Source organism: Oceanobacillus picturae (assembly GCF_000612865.1).
GTDB lineage: Bacteria > Bacillota > Bacilli > Bacillales > Amphibacillaceae > Oceanobacillus_B > Oceanobacillus_B jordanicus.
The window spans coordinates 1376959-1393597 of record NZ_CCAX010000001.1 but is presented as its reverse complement, the minus strand read 5'-3'; the positions used below and the strand labels follow the sequence as shown (position 1 = coordinate 1393597).

17 protein-coding genes are annotated in these 16639 nt (G+C 38.1%); 12 read left to right on the top strand and 5 right to left on the bottom strand.

The genetic code is table 11. The features are described from left to right. Positions 1-122: 122 nt before the first annotated feature. The 8 genes from BN988_RS07040 (at position 123) to BN988_RS07005 (ending at position 8219) form a co-directional block, all read left to right on the top strand. The gene (locus BN988_RS07040; protein WP_036574562.1) at positions 123-659 is read left to right on the top strand and encodes a TetR/AcrR family transcriptional regulator; all 537 of its coding nucleotides are present in this window, start codon (positions 123-125) and stop codon (positions 657-659) included. Positions 660-949: 290 nt separating this feature from the next. Then, positions 950-1843: a BKACE family enzyme gene (locus BN988_RS07035; RefSeq protein WP_036574559.1), complete on the top strand. Its 894-nt coding sequence runs from the start codon at positions 950-952 to the stop codon at positions 1841-1843. After that, the gene (locus BN988_RS07030) at positions 1840-2784 is read left to right on the top strand and encodes a 3-hydroxyacyl-CoA dehydrogenase NAD-binding domain-containing protein (RefSeq protein ID WP_036574556.1); all 945 of its coding nucleotides are present in this window, start codon (positions 1840-1842) and stop codon (positions 2782-2784) included. The genes BN988_RS07035 and BN988_RS07030 overlap by 4 nt, the downstream gene beginning before the upstream one ends. Positions 2785-2907: 123 nt before the next feature. After that, positions 2908-3387 (top strand): thioesterase family protein, encoded by a 480-nt coding sequence (locus BN988_RS07025; protein WP_036574553.1) that lies wholly within the window; start codon positions 2908-2910, stop codon positions 3385-3387. A gap of 47 nt (positions 3388-3434) precedes the next feature. Beyond that, positions 3435-4637, top strand: a complete 1203-nt coding sequence (locus BN988_RS07020) for a quaternary amine ABC transporter ATP-binding protein (protein WP_036574551.1) — start codon at positions 3435-3437, stop codon at positions 4635-4637. Beyond that, the gene (locus tag BN988_RS07015) at positions 4634-5464 is read left to right on the top strand and encodes an ABC transporter permease (RefSeq protein ID WP_036574548.1); all 831 of its coding nucleotides are present in this window, start codon (positions 4634-4636) and stop codon (positions 5462-5464) included. Before BN988_RS07020 ends, BN988_RS07015 begins: the two co-directional genes overlap by 4 nt. A 54-nt stretch (positions 5465-5518) precedes the next feature. Then, complete coding sequence (locus tag BN988_RS07010) at positions 5519-6394, top strand: glycine betaine ABC transporter substrate-binding protein (RefSeq protein WP_036574545.1); 876 nt, start codon at positions 5519-5521, stop codon at positions 6392-6394. A 13-nt stretch (positions 6395-6407) separates the two neighbouring features. Continuing rightward, positions 6408-8219, top strand: a complete 1812-nt coding sequence (locus BN988_RS07005) for a CocE/NonD family hydrolase (protein WP_231495201.1) — start codon at positions 6408-6410, stop codon at positions 8217-8219. An 84-nt stretch (positions 8220-8303) separates the two neighbouring features. On the opposite strand, the gene BN988_RS19415 is transcribed toward BN988_RS07005, so the two are convergent. From BN988_RS19415 to proC, 4 genes are all read right to left on the bottom strand, one after another. Beyond that, positions 8304-8477 carry an Rgg family transcriptional regulator gene (locus BN988_RS19415; protein WP_390620566.1) on the bottom strand — a complete coding sequence of 58 codons (174 nt, stop codon included), beginning with the start codon at positions 8475-8477 and terminating at the stop codon, positions 8304-8306. Between the two features lie 17 nt (positions 8478-8494). Beyond that, positions 8495-9754 (bottom strand): glutamate-5-semialdehyde dehydrogenase, encoded by a 1260-nt coding sequence (locus BN988_RS07000; protein WP_036574539.1) that lies wholly within the window; start codon positions 9752-9754, stop codon positions 8495-8497. Positions 9755-9773: 19 nt separating this feature from the next. Continuing rightward, positions 9774-10907 carry a glutamate 5-kinase gene (proB, locus tag BN988_RS06995; RefSeq protein WP_036574536.1) on the bottom strand — a complete coding sequence of 378 codons (1134 nt, stop codon included), beginning with the start codon at positions 10905-10907 and terminating at the stop codon, positions 9774-9776. Positions 10908-11091: 184 nt separating this feature from the next. After that, positions 11092-11940 carry a pyrroline-5-carboxylate reductase gene (proC, locus tag BN988_RS06990; RefSeq protein ID WP_390620564.1) on the bottom strand — a complete coding sequence of 283 codons (849 nt, stop codon included), beginning with the start codon at positions 11938-11940 and terminating at the stop codon, positions 11092-11094. Positions 11941-12545: 605 nt separating this feature from the next. Here proC and BN988_RS06985 point away from each other — a divergent pair. The 3 genes from BN988_RS06985 to BN988_RS06975 all read left to right on the top strand — a co-directional run bounded on the left by BN988_RS06985 (position 12546) and on the right by BN988_RS06975 (position 14784). Next, positions 12546-13322, top strand: a complete 777-nt coding sequence (locus tag BN988_RS06985) for a transporter substrate-binding domain-containing protein (protein WP_051557731.1) — start codon at positions 12546-12548, stop codon at positions 13320-13322. A gap of 76 nt (positions 13323-13398) precedes the next feature. Then, positions 13399-14061 (top strand): amino acid ABC transporter permease, encoded by a 663-nt coding sequence (locus BN988_RS06980; protein WP_036574530.1) that lies wholly within the window; start codon positions 13399-13401, stop codon positions 14059-14061. Beyond that, positions 14062-14784 carry an amino acid ABC transporter ATP-binding protein gene (locus tag BN988_RS06975; protein ID WP_036574527.1) on the top strand — a complete coding sequence of 241 codons (723 nt, stop codon included), beginning with the start codon at positions 14062-14064 and terminating at the stop codon, positions 14782-14784. Between the two features lie 424 nt (positions 14785-15208). Here the strand turns inward: BN988_RS06975 and BN988_RS06970 are convergent, their stop codons facing one another. Next, positions 15209-16057, bottom strand: a complete 849-nt coding sequence (locus BN988_RS06970; protein ID WP_036574525.1) for an MBL fold metallo-hydrolase — start codon at positions 16055-16057, stop codon at positions 15209-15211. A 414-nt stretch (positions 16058-16471) separates the two neighbouring features. On the opposite strand from BN988_RS06970, the gene BN988_RS19070 reads away from it, so the two are divergent. Continuing rightward, on the top strand, positions 16472-16627 hold the full coding sequence (locus tag BN988_RS19070) for a hypothetical protein (protein WP_187120238.1): 156 nt from the start codon (positions 16472-16474) through the stop codon (positions 16625-16627). Positions 16628-16639 lie beyond the last annotated feature (12 nt).

The following is a 16639-nucleotide window of genomic DNA, read 5'->3' as shown; positions in this document are numbered from 1 at the left end:
TTGGGATTTTTAGCCCGAAACTTGTAAAATTGACTTGTTACTCCCATTCTAAAAAAGATTGAAAGTGTACCGTCCAGATGGTATGTTAAATAGCATAAATAAAAATAAAGAGGAGATCTTCAATGGGCAAAATTTCTAGAAAAGTGGATATTCTTCATGCTGCCTCGAAAGTTGTAAGTGAAAAAGGTATCTTTAATTTAACACTCGATGCCACTGCGAAGGAAGCTGGAATAAGCAAAGGTGGCCTTCTCTATCACTACCCATCGAAAGAAGCACTTGTGCAAGGGATGGTAGAACATCTAGCGAATAACTATAGAGAGAAAATAAGTAATAATGCGGAATCAGATCCAGTAGATAAAGGTAAATGGGTCCGTGCATATGTTGATGTAACGTTTAATCAAGCTTACCAAAACAAGGATATGCATTATGGATTACTTGCAGCGAAAGCAGTCAGCTCTAATTCATTGGATCCTATTCGTGAACTCTATTCAGATTGGCAATATAAAATTGAGGACGATGGTATAGATCCCATTAAAGCTACTATCATAAGACTGGCTACTGATGGGATTTGGTTATCCGAACTCTTCGATATTTATCATATTGAAAAAGACAAGAAAAAAGCTGTCTACGAAAAGCTAAGAGAATGGGCAAACGAATAAAATTGGTAAAATAAATGTTGAACAAAACACCACTTTATAGAGGTGTTTTTGTTTTTTACAAGTTTATCGAAAAATAACCAATCCCTTCTACTGACTAGTTTAATGGTTGCTTTAAATTAAAAAGAGCAAACGAAACACCTTTCTAATTTTAGAGAGGGTTGAAAACAAACCGTCTGGATGGTATAGTTTATAACTGTGATAAACAAACCGTCCGGATGGTACACATTGTAACACTAATCGATTAATACTAAAAAAGTTTAATTGAGCAGTAAAGAAGAGGAGGAAGTAGATTGAAAAAAGCATTACTAACAGCTGCTGTTACGGGTGCAGGGGATACAACTTCAAAAAGCCCTCATGTACCTGTAACACCAAAAGAGATTGCTGAGGCAGCAATAGAATCAGCAAAAGCGGGAGCAACTGTGGCCCATGTTCACGCTCGTAATCCAGAAACAGGTGGAATAAGCCACAACGTTGATCATTATCGTGAAATAGTTGATCGGATTCGTGAATCTGAAACTGACGTTATTATTAATATTACTTCTGGGGGCGGCGGAGATTTCATACCCAGTTTAAACACACCAGCAGCTGGTGGAAATGGAACCGATATGCAAACCCCAGCGGAGCGTCATCAGCCTGTAGGTGAGTTGCTTCCAGAAATGTGCACCCTTGACTGTGGTTCAGTAAATTTCGGCAATATGATTTATATGAGCCCAACTGATTGGTTACGAGAACAAGCGGCACTTATTCAACAAAGCGGTGTCAAACCTGAATTAGAGTGCTTTGACACAGGGCACCTTCGTTTTGCCCAGCAACTAGTAAATGAAGGATTAATCGACGGTGATCCAATGTACCAATTCTGTATGGGAATTCCTTGGGGAATGGATGCAGATGAAGAGACAATGATGTACATGAAAAATCGTATACCTGAAAATGCACACTGGTCAGCATTTGGTATTGGACGGATGCAGTTGCCAATTCTTGAACAAACCGCACAGTTAGGTGGAAATGTACGCGTTGGTTTAGAGGACAATTTATATTTATCAAAAGGTGTGCTTGCTCGAAATGATCAACTTGTTGAGAAAGCAGTAAACATGTTAAACAGTAATGATATTGAAGTCATGACACCTCAAGAAGCTAGAATACAATTCGGATTGAGAAACCCATACGGAGGCGAGAACATATGAGTCAGTCAACAACAGTAGCAGTCATTGGTACAGGCGTAATTGGAAATGGGTGGATCGGCCGATTTTTAGCTCAAGGGCTAGATGTCATTGCTTTTGATCCAGCAGAAGGAGCAGAGGAACGTACTCGACAAGTCATTCAGCAAGTTTGGCCGTCTTTGGAAAAGCTTGGGTTGGCAGAAGGGGCTTCACAAAAACGATTGACATTCGTTCCGACAATTGAAGAAGCGGTTCAAAATGCTACAGTTATCCAAGAAAATGTACCCGAACGTGAAGATATTAAGAAAAGTGTTTTAACTAGTATTGATCAACATGCTAAGCCTGATGCCATCATTGGGTCTAGTACTTCCGGAATTATGGCAACAACATTACAACAAGGTTTGCAGTATCCAGGGCGGGTAATTGTTGCTCATCCTTTCAATCCGGTTTATCTTTTGCCTCTTGTTGAGCTAGTTGGGGGAGAAGAAACGGACGCTGCGTTAATGGAAAGAGCTAAAGCTTTCTATCAATCTATTGAAATGAAACCACTCGTAATTAACAAAGAAATTGAAGGGCACGTAGCTGATCGTTTAATGGAAGCATTATGGCGTGAAGCGCTACACCTTGTAAATGACGGAATTGCTACTACAGAAGAAATTGATGCAGCAATTATTTATGGTGCAGGGCTTCGTTGGGCTCAAATGGGACCATTCTTAACTTTCCATCTAGCAGGTGGAGATCAAGGCATGCGACATATGCTAGAACAGTTTGGTCCAGCACTTAAAAAACCATGGACAAAACTAGAAGCACCTGAACTAACGGAAGATCTAAAAGAAAAAGTTATCGAAGGCTGTGAAAGCCATGCAGGTAATGTACCCATCTCCGAATTAGAAGATAAACGAAACGAGTTTTTAGTGAAACTATTAGACTTAGTCGAGGATTATTGGCCTCAATCCAAAATTTAATAGATGGTTAAAATGGTAGGCGAATTACTGGTTGTAACTTTGAAAAGCAGCAATCTGGAATGTTCTCTTCCTTTATCCATCTTTTTGAACAAACGAATTAACAGTCTGGGAGGATTTTAAACCATGGCAGAGCAACAACCCTTTCATTATCAAACCGTTGTATATCAAGAATGGGTAGACTATAACGGCCATATGAATGATGCAGCATATGCGAAAGTATTTAGTTTAGCTGTTGATGCATTTATGGCTAATATCGGACTAGATGAAGCGTCACGTAATTATTTTAGTTATACGATTTTTACCTTAGAAACACATTTGTGTTATTTGCAAGAAGCACATCAAAATGAGCAACTAAACGTGACTGTACAGCTTTTAGACGTCGACACCAAACGTCTACACGTAATTTTCACAATGAAAAATGAAATGAACGAAGCAATTGCAACAAGTGAACAAATGTTAATGGGCATTAATACTGGTCAAGAAAGACCTGCTCCCTTTCCTGCTCCTGTAGCAAAAAATATAGAAGTAATGTGGGACGAGGATAAGCAACTAAAAGCACCGAAGCAAGTGGGTAGAACGATAGGTATTAAGCGAAAAAGTTAAGGCGGTGCTTTTCCAAAAAGTATCTCTAAAAGAATAGGAGAATGTAGATGAATAAGATTGAAGTGAATCATTTGACGAAAATCTTTGGCTCTCATCCACACCAAGGCCTAAAACGTTTGAAAAATGGAGAACAAAAAAGTGGAATTCTTAAAAAAACTGGAATGACAGTTGGTGTTAACCAAGCATCGTTCGCAGTAAAACCTGGAGAAATTTTCGTTATTATGGGACTTTCTGGAAGTGGTAAATCAACATTAATAAGATTAGTCAATCGGTTGATTGAACCCACAGATGGGGAAGTTTTAATCGATGGGGAAGACATTACCAAAATGGATAAACATACTCTAATTGAAACGAGACGTAAAAAATTAGGTATGGTCTTCCAAAAATTTGGGTTACTACCACATAAAACAATTATAAACAATGTTGCTTATGGCTTAGAAATCCAAGGAATTGAAAGAGAAAAACGGGAAAAAATAGCACTAGAAACAATTGAGGATGTCGGACTAAAGGGATATGAAGATAGCTATCCAAGTGAATTAAGTGGAGGAATGCAGCAACGCGTCGGCATAGCTCGTGCACTTGCAAATGATACGGATATTCTATTGATGGATGAGGCGTTTAGTGCGCTAGATCCTATTATTCGTAAAGAAATGCAAGACGAACTCTTAAAGATCCAGAACAAATTGGGGAAAACGGTGTTATTTATTACCCATGATTTGGATGAGGCTCTAAAGCTTGGTGATCGGATTGCAATAATGAAGGACGGAAAAATTGTACAAATAGGAACATCAGAAGAGATTTTAGAAAATCCAGCAGATGATTATGTCTCCAACTTTATAAAAGATGTAGACCGTTCCAAAGTCCTTGAAGCATCCCATGTAATGAAAAAACCAGAAGTATTGTTATCATACAAGGACGGCCCTCGTTTAGCTGTAAGAAAAATGGAAGAAGCAAGTGTTTCTAGTATCTTTGTTACAGATAAAGAAAAGAATTTTAAGGGCCTCTTAACCATCGATGATGCAGTTAAAGCTTATCAAAACAATATCTCTATGGAAGAAATGCTTATAACAGAGGATGTTTATACTACTTCGCCAGATACACCATTAAATGATTTAATCGGCATTGCTGCTAATGTAAAGTATCCTATTGTCATTGTTGAAGATGGAAAGCTACTGGGTATCGTGTCACGCGTTTCCATATTGTCAGGCTTAGTGCTAGGGAAAGAGAAAGACGAGGTGGAGACTATATGAACTATATCGACTTACCTTTAGAAGAATGGACAAACAATTTTGTTAATGGTTGGTTACTGCCAGTCATGAGTGGATTCTTTGATAGTATTAGTACTGCACTTAGTTCCTTTATAGACGGTGTTACGAATCTCATCATTTCTATCCCTCCTGAAATTATCGCAGTCGTCCTCATATTATTAGCTTGGAAACTTGCTGGAAGAGGTATCGCATTATTTACGTTAATAGGTTGTCTATATATCGGTTCTGTTGATTTATGGGCTGAGACAATGCAAACTGTTGCCATTGTAATCGTCTCGACAATTATATCCGTTATTTTTGGGGTTCCTGTGGGTATAGCAAGTGCAAAAAGTAGCCTCATAGATAAAATTGTCCGTCCAATATTGGACTTTATGCAAACACTACCAATTTTCGTTTATTTAATTCCATCGATTCTATTATTTGGGCTTGGTGGTGTCCCAGCTGTTATAGCAACATTCGTATTTGCTGCTCCGCCAGCTGTGCGTATGACTCGGTTAGGGATTTTACAAGTGCCTGAAGAAGTAGTTGAAGCATCAAAAGCATTTGGTACAACATCAAAACAATTATTATTTAAAGTTCAATTACCACTTGCTATACCAACTATTATGGCTGGTATAAACCAGACCATTATGTTGGCATTATCTATGGCAGTTGTGGCCTCCATGATTGGGGCTCCAGGACTTGGTTCGGTAGTATTGTCAGGGATTTCTACAGTTAACGTAGGACTAGGATTAACTGGCGGTTTAGCGATCGTAGTAATTGCCATTATACTTGACCGCATCACACAAGGAGTAGGGAATAAATTATAAACTAAATCTAATAGTTCGGCGTAACAAGAAAAAAGAAACAAAAGGAGAGTTATTATGAAAAAGGTATTATTAGGTATGATTAGTGCATTATTCGTAATGTTTGTCGTTGGTTGTTCCCAACAAAACGAAGATAGTGAAAATCAGACAGGTGCTGAAGAACAGCAAACAATCACATTAGGTGTAACGCCATGGACAAGCACTGTACCTCCTACAGAAATAGCTCAAATTTTATTGGAAGATATGGGTTATAACGTAGAACAAACACAAGCAGATGCTGGAAGCACCTATATTGGACTATCACGTGGTGATATCGATGTATTCATGGATGGGTGGTTCCCAGTCCATGACGTATATATCGAAAAGTATGGTGACACTATTGAAGAAACAGCAGTTAGTTATACAGATGCTGATGCTGGTTTAGTCGTTCCGAGTTATATGGAAGATGTGAATTCAGTTGAGGACCTCGTAGGTATGGAAGATCAGTTTAATAACGAATTGTATGGAATTGAAGAAGGAGCAAGTGTAACTGGTATCATTGATGACTTGATTGAAGGATATGGTCTGGATATGGAGCAAGTCAATTCTTCTGAAGGCGGTATGCTTGCACAAGCTATGCGTAAATTGGAAAATGGAGAACCAGTTGTTTTCTATGGCTGGCGTCCACACACAATGTTTAATAAGTTAGACATTAAAGTAATAGAAGACGACAAAGGTTTCTTTGAAACAGCTACTGTTAAAGTGATTACGAACAAAGAACTACAAGAAACAGCGCCTGACGCATACGAATTCTTAAGTAATTGGAGTATCCCACTTGATGATGTGGAAGAAATGATTGTTAAAATTGAGGAAGAAGACGTACCTGCAAGAGAAGTAGCACAAGAGTGGATTGACAATAATCAAGATAAAGTAAATGAAATGTTAGGCAAATAATGGAGCGTCTGTGTTGACTGAGTCAGCACAGACCTTGTTTGTTTCTACTCTCTTAATCAAGCGTATGGAAAATTTCATCTTATTCGAAAGGAAGGTAAATATGTCAGACATAAATCAAGTCATCGTCGACCGAGAAGTTCCTTGTAAGTTAAGAGACGGAGTGATACTCTATGCAAATATTTATCGTCCACAAACAAACGGAGACTATCCAGTACTTTTAACTCGCTTACCTTACAATAAAAATCTTCCTAGCTTTTCACATCGTTGGATTGATCCTATTCGTGCTGCAATGGAAGGTTACATCGTTATAATCCAAGACGTTCGTGGTCGTTTTGCATCAGAAGGAGAATTTGAACCCTTCGTTCAAGAGGTGAAAGATGGCTATGACACCGTTGAGTGGGCAGCGAGCTTACCCTATTCCAATGGTAAAGTAGGTATGTTTGGCCTGTCTTATTATGCATTCACACAATTGTATGCAATGGTAGAACAGCCCCCTGCTCTAAAAGCAATTTTCCCCGCGATGACAGGAAACATTTTTAAGGATGCCTTTGAGGAAAACGGCACACTTTCTTTAGCTGCAGCAGAAACATGGATGCTCGATTCGTTAGTGCCTGATTATTTAAGAAGAAAGCTAAGTCCGGAGGATTTTGCAAAAGCGATGGAAGAGATAGCCAACGATCTAAATCAGATTGAAAAATGGCATACATTTACCCCGATTAAAGAATTACCAGCAGTCATGAAGCATCCCGCACTACAAGATATTTACCAGAAATATATTCATCAAGAATACAATAAAAAAGCCATTGAGCATAGGGATGTAAAGAGGTATTCTGATTTAATGGATATTCCAGCCTATCATCTTGCTGGTTGGTATGATAATTTTTTAAATCAAACGCTATTAAATTATGAACAGATGCAAGCATATAGTCAAAATCAAAAGTTAATCATTGGCCCATGGGGACACGGCATGACTGGTACTGACTTAGGAGAACGTTCTTTTGGCGTAAATAGTTCAGGTGACTCTATTGATGGTAAAGATGACCTCACATCATTGCATATTAATTGGTTTAACCAGTGGATGAAAGAAGAGAATGAGGTTCGAATAGATGATGAAGACCCTGTTAAAATTTTTGTGATGGGTATTAATCAATGGCGCTCGGAAAAGTCCTGGCCCTTGCAGCGTGCTACATACATCACTTTCTATTTTCATAGTGATGGACAAGCAAATCTCAAGTCTGGCAGCTTAAATACTACCCTTCCTGGCGATGAGCAAAAGGATCAGTTTATTCATGATCCAATGAGCCCAGTACCAACTAATGGTGGTGGAACGCTATTTTATAACGGTAGAAACGCTGGGCCACGTGATCAACGAAAAATAGAAGAACGAGAAGATGTTGTCGTCTACACGTCTGAAGAATTAGAACAGGAAGTAGAAGTAACGGGCTCAGCAAAAGTTATTCTATGGGCGTCTACTGATGCTCCAGATACTGATTTTACAGCAAAGTTAATCGATGTTTTCCCTGATGGAACTGCTTATAATTTAGCAGATGGTATTATCCGTGCCACATATCGAAGTGGGAAAAGGGAACAAGAAAGTTTGAATGGTGAAATTATCCGTTATGAAATAGATTTATGTGCAACAAGCAATGTATTCTTACCAGGACACTCCATTCGAATTGAGATAGCTTCCAGTGATTTCCCGCGCTATGATGTGAATCCGAACACCGGAAAAACAACATTAGAATCAGAAGAAATGAGAAAAGCAACCCAAAGTCTATTTCATCAAAAAGAATATCCATCACATGTCATCCTGCCAATAGTGTAGCGGAAAATTTAAAATTCGATGCAACTAAAAAAGCCCTTTGCCAAGAAGGGCTTTTAAATTTATTAAAGTGGTAGTTGCTCGTTACTACTTAATCAGCAAGAGATATTGCTCTATATTATTCGCCAGCTTAGTAGAATTCAGTTCCCTTAATAATTGAATTGCGTTCTCCACTTTTATAATACCTCCTTCTCTATTACCAGTCCGGATCTCATAGGCGCCATCATGCAAAAACCCCAGTACTTGCCTACAAGCAATCATGATGTTTCAATTTATATTTACCGAATCTGCCCGTTCCCGTTCATCATATATTTAATCGTAGTTAAAGCTGGTAATCCCATTGGGCCACGTGCGTGCAGCTTTTGTGTGGAAATTCCTATTTCAGCACCAAAGCCAAGTGCGCCTCCATCGGTAAAACGAGTGGAAGCATTGTGGTACAATGCAGCTGCATCAACTAGTTTCATGAATGTCTCAGCAGTTTGAACATTTTCCGTAATAATTGCTTCTGAGTGCTTGGTTCCATAGGTATCAATGTGGTCAATAGCATTATCCAGATGATTTACCGTTTTGACAGCAATGTCTCTGCTTAAATATTCGTTAGCCCAGTCATCTTCTCTTGCCAGAACAGCGCCAGGAAAAACCTGTACAGCAGCCTCGTCACCATGAACGTTGATATTATTTTCGTTAAAAGCCTGGATTAAAGCATCCTTGTTTGTTTCCAGCCAATCTTTATGAATGATGGCAGTTTCGACAGCGTTACAAACAGCGGGACGATCTGTTTTCGCATTGACAAGAATGGCTAAAGCCTTTTCCACATCCGCTTCTGCGTCTATGTAAATATGACAATTTCCCACACCCGTTTCCAAAACAGGAACGGTTGCATTGTTGACGACCGCCTGAATCAACGAGCCACCACCACGAGGTATAAGTACATCGATGTGCTGCTTCATCGTGAATAACTGCTGTGTTGCTTCCCGATCGGTACTATCAATGAATTGTACGGCTTCTTTTGGTATTTTTGTTTTTTCCAATCCACGATGCATCACTTCGACAATCTGTTTATTGGATGTAATCGCAGATGAACCACCCTTCAGCACAATCGCGTTTCCGGATTTTAATGCTAATCCAGTCGCATCAACCGTTACATTGGGACGCGCTTCATAAATCATACCGATAACCCCAAGAGGGACGGTTACCTTTTGAACATTTAACTGATTGTCCAGTGTCCAATCGGAATCCACTATACCAGTTGGATCTTCGAGCTTCGCTACGTCACGTAATCCTTGGGCGAACTCTTCGACACGTTCTTTGGTTAGCGTCAATCGATCTATGTATGCCGCGTCGTAGCCTTTGTTGCTTCCTTTTTCCAAATCTGCTTTATTGGCAGTTAAGATACTTTCATATTCTGTGTCTAGTACATCGGCCAAAGTAAGCAGCGCTGCGTTTTTTTCTTCGGTTTTCAGCAAAGATAAGGTCTTAGCTGCTTTCTTGGCTTGAATGGCTTGTTCTTCGACGTTCATTTTGTTTATGACTGTCATTATATTCCTCCTAAAATGTTTATACAGTTGTGAGCACGGATGTATCCAGGTGACAAACGAGCTGTTCACTTTCAATGGCTGCTTTTTCGTATTTTTCCAAATCGACATCAATCTTATTTATTAACTGATCCAGTGCTTTGGATGAGTAATTCACCACACCAAGACCAATTTCCTCGCCAGTTGGATCAAATATTTTCACAACTGCGCCTTTTTTAAACCGACCGTTGACACTGTAGACAGCTGAAGGTTCCAGGCTGGTATGGTTCTCAAGAATTGCTTCTTTGGCGGATGGTTTAATGGTAACTTCGCCTTCTGGCCCCGAATTAAATGCAATCCACTGCTTTTTTTGATTGAGTTCTTCCATGTCTTCTTGTGGTTCAAAGTATGTGCCGACTGCATTATTATCAACAGCATCATAGACAATGCTGTTGGTACTGGATTTTCCTAAGAAGGAAGGAATACCAGATGCCATCGCGATCTTAACGGCCTCGATTTTTGACTTCATTCCACCTGTACCGACGGAACTACCAGGTTCACCAGCCGCTGCTTCGATCTCAGGGGTGATTTCATTTACTTTAGTAAGAAGCTTTGCGTCTTCATTTTTACGTGGATCACTATCATACAGTCCGTCAATATCAGAAAGGATGATTAATTGATCCGCATCAACTAGACCAGCTACTTTTGCTGAGAGTGTATCATTGTCCCCGAACTTTAGGAAATCCATCGTAATCGTGTCATTTTCATTTACGATTGGAACAATGCCCCGTTCCAGTAAAACATTTATCGTGTTTCTTGCATTGTTATAGCGGTTCTCATCAGAGAAATCACTACGGGTGATTAAAATTTGTGAAGCCACATAGCCGTGGGAAATAAAGAGATCCGAATACGTTTCAATTAATACCCCTTGTCCAATGGATGCGGCAGCTTGTCTTTCTGATAAAGAATCCGGGCGGGTAAGACAGCCTAGCTTACGATATCCAGCTGCTACTGCTCCAGAAGAAACAAGCAATACTTCGTGGCCATCATCCTTTAAACGAACAACTTCTTCGACTAATTTTTCCAGTTTTCTACGGCTTACTTCTCCGTTCATACTTGTCAATGAACTACTTCCAATTTTGATTACGATACGTTTCGTGTCTATACCAGGTGTCACTCCACCACTCCTATTATTTTCATTTCATTTTGTTAACTGCGTTTTAGTACTGGGTTTATATAACTGGCAGTACATCACCTCAAAAATTCAAGCATGGGTGGGGGACATGCCAGATAATGTCTGATTCGTTCAACTAACAATCAGTGGGGGAAGAATGAAAATCCCTACTGATTGAAGTTCCACTTTATTTTTGCAGGGCTAATTTTTTCTCTGGTTTTTTGCTTAATGCTTTTGAGCGGGAGGCTGCACTTTTAATTGCTTCGATAATGGCCATTCCACCACCATGCTCATTTAAAGCATCCAGTCCGTCCGCTGTTGTTCCATTAGGGGATGTAATATTTTCTCTCAGTTCTTTCGGGGTTTCTTCTTGTTCCATGATCATTTTTGCTGCACCATAAAGGGTCTGGGCACCGATTTCGCGTACCAATTCGCGATCAAGTCCTGCCTGATGACCAACTTCTTCTACATGTTCCATTAAGTTATAAAAGTAAGCGGGTCCACTACCAGCGATTCCTGTATAAATGTCCATCTTATCTTCATCAAGGATATATGCTTCACCAATACATTTCATTAGTTCCTTAACTAACAGCACCTGATTCATATCCACATTTTTACCGGGGGAAACAGCAGTTGCTGATTCCTGAATCATGCTAGATGTATTCGGCATGACACGGATAACTTGCTGAAGATCGTTTAAGTTTTCTTCCATATAGGTAGTAGAGATACCAGCCAATACAGAAATGAGTAGCTGATCTGCAGTGATCTTCTGGCGTAGTTCTTCCATTACACCATCTATATCTTTTGGTTTCATTGCTAAAATAAAAATATCAATCGTTGTATAGTCTAACTGGTCTTTTGTAACTGCTTTGATGTCATACTTGTTCTTTAATTCGTTCAAACGCTCTTGGTTGCTTCGGTTTGTAACGACGATTTGCTCTGTTGATAATTTTCCTGATTGTATAAATCCTGAGATAATTGCTTCTGCCATGTTACCTGCACCTAAAAATGCGATTCGTTTGTTATTCAAATTCAATACGCTCCTATTTACAATTACGATTTCTTAACCGTTAATTAGCGTAACACGTACGTTTTATACTTCAAGGGTTTGAACACAAGTCGGGTGTATATAGCCGAAATAGTAAAGGTAAGCGTTAACATTTGGAGATATATTGTTCCTATGCTCTTAGAAATGCCCAAATCCTCTATCATCGCTGTATATGGAAGTTGAAATTCTGTGGAGTGGAGGATTTGATCAAGGTAAGTTGAAAAGGGATAGTTGTAAATGATTCCAACAGCTTTTTTTGGGTGTGTTACAGCTGCTATTGCAGTTATGATAAAAAATGGATGGTAAGTAGTTCATCTGATAAATCCGTATCTACCCTAAACGTTAGACCAGTGGTCTGTGATAATTGTCGGTCTTTTTATGCAAGGATCCTTTATATAAATCAAAAAACGCTTCCAAATCTCGTGCATTTGGAAGTATTAGAGGGTATTTATCAGATATTTTTAAAAATAGCCTGTTAAATACAGGAGAGGTAAGTAAATGATGACTTAAAGCTGAGAATGTATTTAAATGAAAATTCAAAAAGTTATAATAATGTGAGAAGATTGAATATATGGAAAAGGGGGAGACATGAATTGAAAAATAAACTAATACTATTTTTTACTGCAATAATTTTTATTGGATTAATTGCGGCTTGTGGAACAGATGAAGCCAGCGGTGATGGAGACGGAGAGACGTACACTGTCGCAACAGATTCCAACTTCCAACCATTTGAGTATAAAAATCCTGATACAGGTGAAATGGAAGGGTTTGACATTGAGTTAATCGAAGCTATCGCTGAAGAATCCGGCTTTAATGTTGAATTTGAAACAATGGAATTTGATGGATTGCTAGCTTCCATGAGAACTTCCAAAAATGATATTGGTATCGCTGGTATCTCTATTACGGAAGAACGCAAAGAATTCATCGATTTCTCGGATAAATACTATGATTCCGGTTTAATTCTTGCAGTACCTGTTGATTCAGATATTGAATCTATTGATGATGTGGATGGCTTAACAGTTGGGTCTCGTCAAGGTTCCACCAGTAATGACTACTTAAAAGATAATACAGATGCTGATGTTGAAGCATACCCTGAGATTGTTACTGCCTACATGGATTTGGAAAGAGGACGTCTTGATGCAGTTTTATATGATCTGCCAAACGTCCAATACTATATCAGTGAAAATGCTTCTGATAAATTAAAAACAGTGGGAGACGTTATGGAAGGTCAACCATATGGTATAGCATTACCTAAAGGATCAGATCTAGTTGATCCAGTAAATGAAGGCTTAGCAGCAATTAAAGAAAATGGAACATATGCAGAAATTTATGAGAAGTGGTTTGGTACACAGCCACCTGAAACCGAATAGCAACGAAGTAGAATACAAATGAGGCGTAACAAGTAGTTACTTGTTACGCTATTTTATTAAGGAGAGAGATAATAGAATGATCTATACGATTATGGATACAGCATATATTAAAAGTTTGCCTTTCTTAATAGATGGTTTGAAAATAACACTGAGTATTACAGTTATCGGTCTATTTTTAGGTATGATTATAGGATCATTAGCAGGTTTGGGAAAACTCTCTAAAAACAAATTCATCCGAGGGTTCTGGTCGGTGTACGTAGAAGTTGTACGTGGTACGCCAATCCTAGCACAAGCTTTATTTCTTTACTACGGTGTTTCCGAAGATTTAATCGGCTTAAATATAAGTTCTTTTACTGCAGGTGTTATTGCAATTGCTGTTAACGCTGGGGCATATATTGCAGAAATTGTTCGTGGAGCCGTTTATTCCATTGATAAAGGTCAACATGAAGCAGGACGATCTATGGGATTAACCGAAAAGCAGACCATGCGATACATTATTTGGCCACAGGCATTTAAACGAATGATTCCACCTCTTGGAAACCAATTTATTATCAGCTTAAAAGACACGTCCGTGTTTTCTGTAATTGTCGTACACGATGTGGTGTTTATGGCAAAAGAGTATTACAATACGACGTTCGAAATATTTGAAACATTAGTCATGGTTTGTTTACTTTACTTATGTATAACTATTCCAACCGCACTGTATTTGAACAGATTAGAAAGGAAGTTGGATGTATAAATGATTACAGTAAAAGACTTGCACAAATCGTTTGGTGATTTAGAGGTATTAAAAGGAATTGATGCAACAGTTGATGAGAGTGAAGTGGTATGCGTGATTGGGCCATCTGGATCTGGTAAAAGTACGTTTCTCAGATGCCTCAATCTACTGGAAGAAATAACTGCAGGTGAAGTTACAATCAATGGTGACAAGTTAACTGATCCATCAGTCAATATTAATGATGTTCGTACCCAGGTTGGAATGGTGTTCCAGCACTTTAATCTGTTCCCCCATAAAACAGTTTTAGATAATATAACACTCGGCCCAATTAAGGTAAAAGGTCTTTCTATAAATGAAGCCAAAGATGTTGGCCTTAAACTACTTGAAAAAGTAGGATTATCTGATAAAGCGGATGATTATCCGGACAGTCTTTCCGGTGGGCAGAAACAACGCGTGGCTATTGCAAGGTCGCTTGCGATGAATCCGAAAGTTATGCTGTTTGATGAGCCTACCTCTGCTCTTGATCCTGAATTAGTAGGGGATGTACTCGAAGTAATGAAGGATTTAGCTGAAGAAGGCATGACAATGGTCGTTGTCACTCATGAAATGGGCTTTGCTAAGGAAGTTGGAGATCGTGTGTTATTCATGGATGAAGGAATTATTATGGAAGAGGGAGAGCCAACACAAATCTTTGATAATCCTCAAAATCCTAGAACCCAATCTTTTTTAAGTAAGATCTTGTAGGGCAATACCCATGATGGTGAATCTGTGTCACAGGTAAAGGTAAAACTACTGTTGAAAGACTTTGTGAAAAGTAGGTTTAATCCCGCATCGCTACTTCCATAAGAAAAAACGCCTGTATAAATACAGGCGTTTTCTACGTATATTTGTGGCGAAGAATAATGTGTTCACATTCACATGTATTGCATTCCTCGTCTTACACAAATCAGCTCATCGCTTAATCATTATAGCACGAATGTTAATTTAAAACACTAGTAAAAAATGGCGAGGTAATTATTTATTGACTAACTTTTCCTTAAAGATACTTCTAAGAGAGAATTATTTGTAATGGCAATATCTAATTACTATAACAAATTCGTGGGAAAGGTTAAAAGCCACCTCAATTTATTCTTAACGAGGTGGCTATTGTTCATATTTGATTGCAGAATTAGTCTGATTGAATGTTACGGTCGTTAACAAATGCTTTTATGAAAAAACGTTCATTATCATTAGGTTCCCTATTATTTTCTTCCTTAAAGGATTTCATCGCTTGTTCTAGTGAGGTGGAATTTACAGCTTGATTTGCTGCTGTTAACTCTTCCCAATATACATTCATTTCATTTAAATCACAGATGGACTCATGACCAAGTAAGAACATTTCCGCATCATATTTTTGAATGTCTTTGATCATAGGCGATAACAGTGATTGCTTGTAATGAAATAAAGAGTTAGTGGTTGTACCATATGCACAATCCCCTAAAAAAACAACCTTTTCATCCGGAATATAAATGATTGTAGCGTCATCTGTATGAGTACTTTTGATTCTTTCAAGTATGCAAAGTTTATTACCTAAATCAATCGTTAATGTGTTTTCAAATATTACATCTGGTGATTTTAACTTGAAACGTTCCCTGTTTGTCATATCAGTTTGTAAAACCTTCATACATATAGGACTCATCTGATTGGCAGTCACATATTTTTGAAGTGAACGATCGTCATAGGAAAAACCTTGCCATTCTTTTATCATTTCGTTTGTTTGATTATTAACTATAACAGTAGCGTTAAATTCATTCATTCCTAGGAAATGGTCCCAATGTGCATGGGTAATAACAACATATTTAACTGGTGGTACGTTTCGTTTCTCGATTTCTAGTAAAAAATCCTGAGCATGCTGAGGAGAATTACCAGCATCTATTATAAGGCTAAATTGATCACCACATACCAGTCCTAATGTTGGTCGTTCTTTATCATCTTGATTAGATAAATAATAAATCGTATCACTTAATTTATTTAACATGTTATTTTCCTCTTTTCTATTTTTTCATACCCATGAAAGAGAAAATCTACATGTTTATTCTAAAAGTTATTAAAATAATTTAAGATTTTCTCTGATTACCTTTTTACCATTGGACTAGTACCTCCCTGTTCGTTTATAGAAAAGTATAGCACAAACCAAACTACAGATTAAGAAATTTCAAAATATTAATTACCTAATATAGTCCTATATAGTTTGTAGTTAAAACAGAGGATGGTTTAACTTTCTGGTGCAATGGATTAAACATAGTGATCAATATTATTCGACCTTTTTTCTTTTCTTTCTCGATTTCATATTTGGAATATTATGTTAGTATTTAGTTAACAGATATTGAAGTAACGGAGCAGTTTTTTCAGTAAGTCGAGATTATTTATAGAGATAGGGGAGGGGAGAGTTATGTCTAAGGTTCTTGATACTTTCAAAAATATGTTTTTAGATTTGTTTTCTATGGGGAAGGGATTTGTTTATGGGTTTGTAATGGTTGGATTATTTATCATCGCTTGTGGGGCAATTATATATGGCTCTATATCTCTAATGAATTTAATCTTTTAACGATGTCAGAAT

What these genes read in the sequence shown, in the direction of transcription:
- BN988_RS07025 (WP_036574553.1), top strand. Translation starts at nt 2,908, where the DNA reads ATGGCAGAGCAACAACCCTTTCATTATCAAACCGTTGTATATCAAGAA.
- BN988_RS06975 (WP_036574527.1), top strand. Translation starts at nt 14,062, where the DNA reads ATGATTACAGTAAAAGACTTGCACAAATCGTTTGGTGATTTAGAGGTA.
- BN988_RS07000 (WP_036574539.1), bottom strand. Translation starts at nt 9,754, where the DNA reads ATGACAGTCATAAACAAAATGAACGTCGAAGAACAAGCCATTCAAGCC.
- BN988_RS07040 (WP_036574562.1), top strand. Translation starts at nt 123, where the DNA reads ATGGGCAAAATTTCTAGAAAAGTGGATATTCTTCATGCTGCCTCGAAA.
- BN988_RS07010 (WP_036574545.1), top strand. Translation starts at nt 5,519, where the DNA reads ATGAAAAAGGTATTATTAGGTATGATTAGTGCATTATTCGTAATGTTT.
- BN988_RS07015 (WP_036574548.1), top strand. Translation starts at nt 4,634, where the DNA reads ATGAACTATATCGACTTACCTTTAGAAGAATGGACAAACAATTTTGTT.
- BN988_RS06970 (WP_036574525.1), bottom strand. Translation starts at nt 16,057, where the DNA reads ATGTTAAATAAATTAAGTGATACGATTTATTATTTATCTAATCAAGAT.
- BN988_RS07030 (WP_036574556.1), top strand. Translation starts at nt 1,840, where the DNA reads ATGAGTCAGTCAACAACAGTAGCAGTCATTGGTACAGGCGTAATTGGA.
- BN988_RS07020 (WP_036574551.1), top strand. Translation starts at nt 3,435, where the DNA reads ATGAATAAGATTGAAGTGAATCATTTGACGAAAATCTTTGGCTCTCAT.
- BN988_RS06980 (WP_036574530.1), top strand. Translation starts at nt 13,399, where the DNA reads ATGATCTATACGATTATGGATACAGCATATATTAAAAGTTTGCCTTTC.
- BN988_RS19415 (WP_390620566.1), bottom strand. Translation starts at nt 8,477, where the DNA reads ATGATTGCTTGTAGGCAAGTACTGGGGTTTTTGCATGATGGCGCCTAT.
- BN988_RS19070 (WP_187120238.1), top strand. Translation starts at nt 16,472, where the DNA reads ATGTCTAAGGTTCTTGATACTTTCAAAAATATGTTTTTAGATTTGTTT.